This window comes from Acidithiobacillus sp. TH-A36 (assembly GCF_057473445.1).
This window is the reverse complement of record NZ_JBYCKP010000408.1, coordinates 1-8,044: the sequence shown is the minus strand read 5'-3', so window position 1 is coordinate 8,044 and position 8,044 is coordinate 1. Positions and strand designations below refer to the sequence as shown.

10 protein-coding genes are annotated in these 8,044 nt (G+C 54.7%); 1 reads left to right on the top strand and 9 read right to left on the bottom strand.

Annotated features, from left to right (window positions below; all coding sequences use genetic code 11):
* On the top strand, positions 1 to 425 hold a 425-nt coding region (gene def, locus AC2VLY_RS10735; protein ID WP_486922250.1), incomplete at its 5' end, for a peptide deformylase.
* Between the two features lie 56 nt (positions 426 to 481).
* Here the strand turns inward: def and rfbB are convergent.
* From rfbB to AC2VLY_RS10690, 9 genes are all read right to left on the bottom strand, one after another.
* The gene (gene rfbB / locus AC2VLY_RS10730) at positions 482 to 1,618 is read right to left on the bottom strand and encodes a dTDP-glucose 4,6-dehydratase (protein ID WP_486893506.1); all 1,137 of its coding nucleotides are present in this window, start codon (positions 1,616 to 1,618) and stop codon (positions 482 to 484) included.
* A 13-nt stretch (positions 1,619 to 1,631) separates the two neighbouring features.
* Positions 1,632 to 2,522 carry a dTDP-4-dehydrorhamnose reductase gene (rfbD, locus tag AC2VLY_RS10725; protein WP_486893505.1) on the bottom strand — a complete coding sequence of 297 codons (891 nt, stop codon included), beginning with the start codon at positions 2,520 to 2,522 and terminating at the stop codon, positions 1,632 to 1,634.
* A 75-nt stretch (positions 2,523 to 2,597) separates the two neighbouring features.
* Positions 2,598 to 3,104 carry a hypothetical protein gene (locus tag AC2VLY_RS10720; protein WP_193650914.1) on the bottom strand — a complete coding sequence of 169 codons (507 nt, stop codon included), beginning with the start codon at positions 3,102 to 3,104 and terminating at the stop codon, positions 2,598 to 2,600.
* Positions 3,104 to 3,442 (bottom strand): DUF3579 domain-containing protein, encoded by a 339-nt coding sequence (locus AC2VLY_RS10715; protein ID WP_193650915.1) that lies wholly within the window; start codon positions 3,440 to 3,442, stop codon positions 3,104 to 3,106. The genes AC2VLY_RS10720 and AC2VLY_RS10715 overlap by 1 nt, the downstream gene beginning before the upstream one ends.
* A gap of 63 nt (positions 3,443 to 3,505) precedes the next feature.
* Positions 3,506 to 4,054 (bottom strand): dTDP-4-dehydrorhamnose 3,5-epimerase, encoded by a 549-nt coding sequence (gene rfbC, locus AC2VLY_RS10710; protein WP_300253341.1) that lies wholly within the window; start codon positions 4,052 to 4,054, stop codon positions 3,506 to 3,508.
* Positions 4,051 to 4,935: a glucose-1-phosphate thymidylyltransferase RfbA gene (rfbA, locus tag AC2VLY_RS10705; RefSeq protein WP_486922248.1), complete on the bottom strand. Its 885-nt coding sequence runs from the start codon at positions 4,933 to 4,935 to the stop codon at positions 4,051 to 4,053. The genes rfbC and rfbA overlap by 4 nt, the downstream gene beginning before the upstream one ends.
* Positions 4,925 to 5,836, bottom strand: coding sequence for a UTP--glucose-1-phosphate uridylyltransferase GalU (galU, locus tag AC2VLY_RS10700; protein WP_300253338.1), 912 nt, complete (start codon positions 5,834 to 5,836; stop codon positions 4,925 to 4,927). The genes rfbA and galU overlap by 11 nt, the downstream gene beginning before the upstream one ends.
* A 125-nt stretch (positions 5,837 to 5,961) precedes the next feature.
* On the bottom strand, positions 5,962 to 6,651 hold the full coding sequence (locus AC2VLY_RS10695) for a DUF502 domain-containing protein (RefSeq protein WP_486893502.1): 690 nt from the start codon (positions 6,649 to 6,651) through the stop codon (positions 5,962 to 5,964).
* 63 nt (positions 6,652 to 6,714) lie between these two features.
* Positions 6,715 to 8,043 (bottom strand): sigma-54-dependent transcriptional regulator, encoded by a 1,329-nt coding sequence (locus tag AC2VLY_RS10690; RefSeq protein WP_486893501.1) that lies wholly within the window; start codon positions 8,041 to 8,043, stop codon positions 6,715 to 6,717.
* Between the last annotated feature and the right edge of the window lies 1 nt (position 8,044).

Genomic DNA, 8,044 nt, shown 5'->3' with positions numbered 1-8,044 from the left:
AGAAATTTGTCGGGGATCTGACCGAAACCATGTACGCCGGTCCGGGAGGCGTCGGTATTGCTGCCCCTCAGGTAGATCGCCATCAGCGTATTGTCATCGTCGATGTGCGTCCCAAACTGGGGGATGATTGCCATGGTCTGATGGTGCTCATCAACCCCGAACTGGTGGCCTGGGAAGGCATGGCGGTGGGCCGCGAGGGCTGTATGTCAGTCCCGGATTTTACCGGCAATGTTATCCGCGCCGAGCGCATTCAGGTGCAGGCTCAGGACGTGTCGGGGCGCGAGCGTAGTTATGAGTGTGAAGGCTTTGAAGCGCGGGCGGTGCAGCACGAAATGGATCATCTCGATGGGTTTCTGTTTCTGGACCGTCTGGTTTCACGAAAAACCGATCTGTTCCGTCGCAAGAATTATCAGAAATCCCAATAACCAGCATCCTGGTTATGATGATCCGGGGGTTGTGCGTCGATCTGCATAAGCCGGACTTAGTCGGCTCCGTACTGGGTATCCAGCCAGTGACGATAACTGCCATCCATGACCTGTTGCCACCATTGCGGATGCTCCAGGTACCAGAGGATGGTGCGCTGAATGCCGGTGGGAAAATCCACCGCAGGTGCAAAAGCCAATTCCCGGGTGATTTTTTCCGCATCAATGGCATAGCGGCGATCATGACCGGGGCGGTCACGAACATACTGAATCAGTTCCTCGCAGTGGCGTCCCAGTGCCGGGGCGGCCTGGGGGTATTGTTCGGCCCAGCGGGGATTACTGGCGAATAATGCGTCCATCTTCCGGCAGACCAGTTGCACAATGTCGATATTGGCCCATTCGTTACAACCACCAATATTGTAGCTTTCGCCTTCCCGGCCCTCACCAAGAATAGCGGCGATCCCCCGGCAGTGATCTTCCACATAGAGCCAGTCACGGATCTGCTGACCATCACCATAAATGGGCAGGGCTTTATTGTGAAGAATATTGACGATGATCAGCGGGATAAGTTTTTCAGGAAAATGATAAGGTCCGTAATTATTGGAACAGTTGCTGGTCGTGGTGTGTAATCCGTAAGTATGCTGATAGGCGCGGACCAGATGGTCGGAGCCCGCCTTGCTGGCGGCATAGGGAGAATTGGGCGCATAAGGCGTGTCTTCGCGAAAGGCAGGGTCTTGGGGTCCGAGGGTGCCGTAGACTTCATCGGTGGAAATATGATGAAAACGATGGGGAACAGGGCCTTCAGGACCATCCAGCCAGAGCGATTTTGCCACTTTGAGGAGCGTATGGGTGCCGACGATATTGGTCTGGATAAAAGCATCAGGATCATGAATGGAGCGATCGACGTGGCTTTCCGCAGCAAAGTGCACAATGACATTGATTTCATGGGCACGCAGGCTGCTTTCAAGCAATGCCGCATCATTGATGTCACCCTGAACAAAATGAAAATCGGGATGCGTTTCCAGTCCGTCGAGATTATGGCGGTTACCGGCGTAGCTGAGGACGTCATAAGCGATCAGCGTGCCTTGGGGATGATTCTTCAGCCAGTAGTGACAGAAATTGCTGCCAATAAAGCCGGCGGCACCGGTGACCAGCAGGCGTTTTTCAGCGGGCGATGCAGGAGAGGTTGCGGTCATGGGGTTTCCTTGTCTAATCAGAATCGGTATCGGTGAGCATTTGCCGCAGTGCCTGACGCCAATGTGGAGCAGCACCTAACGCCGCATAGCTGATACTTTTATCCAGTACTGCGCAGGCGGGGCGGCGGGCCGGGGTTGGGTAGGCGCTGGCGGGAATCATCAGGATGGGGATGCTACGCTGGAGCAGACCCAAAGCCAGGGCTTCTTCCTGAATCGCGACCGCAAAATCGTACCAGGAGGCCACTCCGGCATCCGTCCAATGCTGAATGCCGTTGAATTCCGGTTGTTCGCAGGCTCGCCAGATGGCAGCCGCCAAACCTGCCGCCCAGGTAGGACTGCCAATCTGGTCACCAACCACCCCCAGGGAGTCCCGTTCTGACATCAGCCGCAACATGGTTTTGACAAAATTTTTACCGTGGGCGCTATATACCCAGGCGGTCCGTAAAATGAGCGCATTGCTCCCCAGAATACGGACAATCTCTAGCTCGCCGGCAGCTTTGCTGGCACCGTATACGCCGAGCGGATGACGGATACTGTCGGGCTGATAAGGGGTCGCCTGACTCCCATCAAATACAAAATCCGTGGAAACATGAATAAGCCGGGCAGAATGTTTACGGGCAGCCTCTGCACAATGAACGGCACCATCCCGATTGATGGCATAGGCTGTTTCCGGTTCCGACTCGGCAAGATCAACGGCAGTATAAGCGGCGGCGTTGATGATGAGGTCGGGCTGAAAAACCTCGGCAGCCTGGTCTAGCTGTTTTTGAATGGCGATATCTGCCTGGGCGCTAGACAAGGCGCGCAGTTCAACAGATTCAGGGAGGTGGCGTTGGAGTTCCCAGCCTAACTGCCCGTTGGCACCAAACAGCAGGACGCGTTTGCTTCTGGAAGAGGTGGTGCTCATGCCTGGCTCCTGCTTCCTTGCAGAAGACCTATGCAAAGGGGCCTGTTAGCATTCATGGGATTTTCCTCGGGATATTCAGTCAGAACGGCCGGTTGGGGCATAAAGAAATTCATAGAAGTTGTCCATGGCAATGCCCTGGGTATCATAGCCCGTCACTGTTACCTGATCATTATGAGTGCCCACCGCGACCATGCAGGCATGCTCTTGAGGCAGAGCAGAGGCGGCCACGAAAGAGGATCCTTTTTGTCCGCAGGAATTATGCGGATATTCCTGATTCAGGCTGACGATAAGCTGATCAGCTATCTGCTGTGCTTGCTGTGGAGACCTGGCCGCAAAAGCCCGTTCATTCCGCCAGGCATCGGCAATGACTTTGCGTTCTGTGGGCGTGCTGGCTGATGCCATGGCTTCATGATGCATCTGGTCCAGAGTTTCCAGCGCCACATACAAATCAGTGCGCGCACCACTCTGCTGATCAATGACATGGACACTGAGAATGACGGTCAGTATGCCATAAATGACGATGACCGCGCCGAGCACCCAGGCAAAGCGACGCCGACTGGATTTGGCAGGACGACTTGCCATCAGGAAGGGCGCCGCTGGGCGGGACGGGTCCGGCGATGCCCGGAATTTTTGCCCTGTTGCCGATCGGCTACCGCGCCCTCTTCATGGCGGACCTGCAAGCGATTTTCGGCGGCAAAGCGCATGATTTCCGCAAAGGCCTCTGGGCGGAGTTGCTCCAGGCTTTCATCCATGATGATGGCCGCGTTGCCATTAATGTTGGCGGGCTCGATCAATGGTAAGTAATGAATTTTATGGTCGGCACCGAAATGGGCGAGTCCTACCCCTTCTATGAGCATTTCAGCCCATGCTGAGGGACGAAATTTGCCCCCGCTTTCGGTTACGCCATCAATGATGATCATGGATACCGCTGCTCCTCAGGAAAGGGGGCGATAATAACGCTCTTCGCATGGAGAATGAAGGGTTCACGAATAGGTTTCCGCCTGTGCGAAAGAGCATCCGGCTGCATCCTTGCTGGCCAGCTGGGGTTTCGAATGCGTGAGGAGGGGCCAGTCTATGCCGATATCCGGATCATTCCAGACAATACAACGCTCGGCTTCCGGGGCGTAAAATTCAGTCGTTTTATAGAGAAAGTCGGCGGTGTCGCTCAGTACGTAAAAGCCATGCGCAAATCCGGGTGGTACCCAGAGCATCTGCTGATTTTCTTCAGAGAGTGTGGCCCCGACCCATTGACCGAATGTGGATGATGATCGGCGCAAATCTACGGCCACATCAAAAACAGCACCTGAAACAGCGCGTACCAGCTTTCCCTGGGGCTGATGAATCTGATAATGCAGGCCACGCAGCACGCCCTGCTGCGAACGGCTGTGGTTATCCTGCACAAAGGTGAGATTCAGGCCGGCATCGGCAAACTGCCGCTGGTTCCAGCTTTCCATGAAAAATCCCCGGGCATCGCCAAATACTTTGGGGGTAATGAGCAGTACCTCCGGGATGCGCAATTTTTCAATGATCAAAACGGAGAACCTTCTTCAATGATGCGCAGCAGATATTCCCCATAACCACTTTTTTTCAGTGGGGCGGCAAGTTCTGTAAGTGTGTCTGCATCAATATAACCCATGCGGTAGGCTATTTCTTCAGGGCAGGCAACTTTCAGGCCCTGGCGTTCTTCCAGGGTGCGAATGAATTGTCCGGCGCTGAGCAGGTCGGCGTGTGTGCCGGTATCCAGCCAGGCCGTGCCGCGTCCCAGCACTTCCACATGCAAACGTTTTTGTTCGAGATAAAGGCGGTTCAGATCGGTAATTTCCAGCTCTCCCCGTGGTGAAGGACGGATTTCTCGGGCCAGACGGCTCCCGTCTGCATCATAAAAATACAGGCCGGTGACCGCAAAAGAAGAGCGGGGTTTGGCAGGCTTTTCTTCCAGTCCAATGGCAAACCCCTGACGGTCAAACTCTACCACGCCATAAGCCTTGGGATTGGCAACGTGGTAGGCAAAAATCGTTGCCCCGTTATCGGCCCGGTTGGTTTGCTGCAGGGATTCACTGAGATCGTGTCCATAAAAAACATTGTCGCCAAGCACCAGTGCTGAAGGGCTCCCCGCCAGAAAGTTTTCGGCAATCAGTAAGGCTTGCGCAAGGCCGTCAGGATGCGCCTGTTCGGCATAGCAAAAATCCATCCCCCACTGCCGACCATCACCCAGAAGCTGCTGGAAACGTGGAAGATCGTTGGGTGTGGAAATAATCTGGATTTCGCGGATTCCAGCCAACATCAGGGTGGCGAGCGGATAATAAATCAGGGGCTTGTCATAAACCGGCATCAACTGCTTGCTGACTGCCTGGGTCAGCGGATACAGACGGGTACCCGAACCCCCGGCGAGGAGAATACCCTTACGCTTCATGAGCAATCTCAGGATTTTCTGCCTTACCCTGGCTCTGGCACAGGCTGTTCATATACTCGGTAAAATCGGCGCCCACTTCGGGATGTAATTTGCCGAAGGCAATGGTGGCCTTGAGATAGCCCAGTTTGTCACCACAATCAAAGCGCTGACCGGCAAAACGATAGGCCAGCACCTGACGTTCGCTGAGCAGATGGGCGATGGCATCCGTCAACTGGATTTCGCCTCCTGCGCCACTCTGGGTGTTTTCCAGAAAATGAAAGAGACGGGCGGGCAGTATATACCGACCAACCACCCCCAGATTGGAAGGCGCTTTTTCGGGCTGGGGTTTTTCGACAATGCCGCTGACCTGAAAAATACGTTCGTCCCACGGGCGGGCGTCTACCACTCCATAACGGGTAGAGTGTTCACGGGGGATTTCTTCGACGCCAAGAATGCCGGCCTGATAGCGATGGTGCTGTTCGACCATTTGCGCCAATACAGGTGGTTCACCGAGCATCAGATCATCGGCCAGCAGCACGGCAAACGGTTCATCACCGATAACCGGCTTGGCCATCAGTACGGCGTGACCCAGCCCCAGAGGGTAAGGCTGGCGCAGAAAAATGGTACTCACATGACTGGGTAAAATACTTTGTACCTGTTCCAGCAAGGCTTTTTTGCCACGCTTTTCCAGTTCGTTTTCCAGTTCGTAGGAGACGTCAAAGTGATCTTCAATGGCCCGTTTCCCCCGGCCACTGATGAAAATCAACTGATCGCAGCCTGCCGCAATGGCTTCTTCTACGGCGTACTGGATCAGAGGTTTGTCCACTACCGGCATCATTTCCTTGGCGCTGGCTTTGGTGGCCGGTAAAAAACGGGTACCCAGGCCCGCCACGGGGAAAACTGCTTTACGCACTTCAGCCATACATGTTCTCCTTTGGTATGCGGCGAGTATAACGAACACACCCCGCCTCCCGCAAAGTGTTTGACTTCATGAACAGCTCGGGTCAAATTCGCTGCAAATCGCCCAGGCCAATGGCCGTTTTAGCTTCATGAAGAAGAATCGGCGTCGGATTCAGAAGCTTCGTGCGGGATGCCGGGTTCCGATTTTTCCCGAAGTATTTTTCCACCACCGACGCCACCTGCCATGGCAAAACGTAAAGCCTGCTGGGGTGTCATGTCCGGAAGCGGGATGATTTTGTCTCTGGGAACCAGGCAAGTGAAGCCGCCGACGCCATAACTCATGGGAATAAAAACGGCCACACAGTCTTCGGGGAGGTGCGGCAGTTCGTGCAGGGTGTCGCGGGTGACCAGCCCGATGATGTAGCCCATATCTCCCCCCTGCCGGACCAGTACAGCACTGCGAAAGCCCCGGTCTGCACCACCAAACAGTAATCCCACCGTTTCCTGAATGGTGCTGTAAAGACTATGCAGAACAGGGATTCGTGCCAGCGCCTTGTTCATCCAGTCAAAAATCCATGCGGTCAGGACATGGGAAGCCAGAAAACCAACGCCCAGAATGGTCAGCAAGGTCAGGAGCAGTCCCAGACCGGGGATGTCGATTCCGAAAATGGCCTTGATCGGTGCTTCAAACAAGTTATTGAGCCAGCCGCCAATCCATAACACCACATAAATGGTCAGGCCGATGGGAAGAGAGATGAGCAGGCCCTGGGCAAACCAGCGGCGTAAATGCAGATGCTGAAAACGTGAAGGCGGTTGAACGGGTACTGGCAGTGTCATTGGGACCCCGTTTTAGCAAAGACCTCAACAGCATAACAAAAAATGCCAGAAAGTTGTGGATAATTACGGGGCCTCATCGCGATCCTCCTGGTTTTTGAATAGTTGCGGGGCCAGACCATGTTTGCGCATGAGCTTGTAAAGATCGGTGCGATGTCGGCCAGCAATACGTGCGGCTCGGGAAATATTACCATCGGTGGCACGCAGCAGATTTTCAAGGTACACCCGTTCAAAGGCTGTTTTGGCATCCTGCAAGGGCGGGAAGGCACTGGATCCACCCTGGCGGCCGGCATCGGGAATGGCTTCTCCCGAGACCCAGCCTTTTTCGGTGACGGCGGCGGCAAAGGTAATGGCATTTTCCAGCTCTCGAACATTACCGGGCCAGGGTCGCTGCATCAGTTTGTCCATGGCTTCGGGGCTGAAACCGGGAATATTGCGTTCCAGGCGCTGGCTTTCCCGATCCAGAAAATATTGGGCAAGCAGCAGGATGTCTTCGGGACGCTCGCTGAGGCTGGGAACCCGTAGGGGAATGACGTGCAGGCGATAATATAAATCTTCCCGAAAGGCGCCGCTGGCAGTCAGCGCATGAATATCCTGATGGGTGGCACTGATGATGCGTAAATCCACGGATATTTCAGTTTTTGCTCCGACTGGACGTAACGTCCCTTCCTGCAATACCCGCAGCAGTTTGACCTGCAAGGCCAGGGGGAGGTCGCCGATTTCGTCCAGGAACAAAGTACCCTGATCAGCGCTGCGAATGAGCCCGATATGGTCCTGAGTGGCTCCGGTAAAAGCCCCCTTGACGTGACCAAACAGTTCACTTTCGGCCAGTTCGGAGGGAATGGCGCCACAGTTGACGGCGACAAAAGGATGGTCACTACGGGCGCTGGCTTCGTGGATAGCTCTGGCGACACGTTCCTTACCCGACCCACTGTCTCCAGAAAGAAAAACACTGGCCTGGGAAGTGGCTATGCGGGTAATTTCGTTGACCAGACTGGCCATGACCGGACTGCGGTGGAGGATGCTTTGCCCAGCCTGAGCGCGCAGGTCAGCCCTTAACTTGCTGAGTTCACGGCCAGCGAGGCGTTGTGCCAGGGCCGCCGTGCATAATGTTTGTAATTCGTCATTACTGAACGGCTTGCTGAGATAACCAAAAGCCTGGGCACGCATGGCTTCTACAGCGTTAGGAATGGTGCCATGGGCAGTAAGCAAAATAACCGGAAGATCGGGGTCTCGGGACTGAACGTTTTCAAGGACTGCCATTCCATCCATGATGGGCATGCGTAAATCGGTGATCAGCAAATCCACATTTTCCTGATCCAGAAGCTCCAGACCTTGCAGCGGATTGTTGCTGCTCAGTACCCGGTAATCTTCACTTTCCAGCCACAAACCCAGC

Bases quoted from the DNA above. Each gene is read 5' to 3' on its own strand.
- galU (WP_300253338.1), bottom strand. From the start codon at position 5,836: ATGGCTGAAGTGCGTAAAGCAGTTTTCCCCGTGGCGGGCCTGGGTACC.
- rfbA (WP_486922248.1), bottom strand. From the start codon at position 4,935: ATGAAGCGTAAGGGTATTCTCCTCGCCGGGGGTTCGGGTACCCGTCTG.
- AC2VLY_RS10720 (WP_193650914.1), bottom strand. From the start codon at position 3,104: ATGGCAAGTCGTCCTGCCAAATCCAGTCGGCGTCGCTTTGCCTGGGTG.
- rfbD (WP_486893505.1), bottom strand. From the start codon at position 2,522: ATGAGCACCACCTCTTCCAGAAGCAAACGCGTCCTGCTGTTTGGTGCC.
- AC2VLY_RS10695 (WP_486893502.1), bottom strand. From the start codon at position 6,651: ATGACACTGCCAGTACCCGTTCAACCGCCTTCACGTTTTCAGCATCTG.
- AC2VLY_RS10715 (WP_193650915.1), bottom strand. From the start codon at position 3,442: ATGATCATCATTGATGGCGTAACCGAAAGCGGGGGCAAATTTCGTCCC.
- rfbB (WP_486893506.1), bottom strand. From the start codon at position 1,618: ATGACCGCAACCTCTCCTGCATCGCCCGCTGAAAAACGCCTGCTGGTC.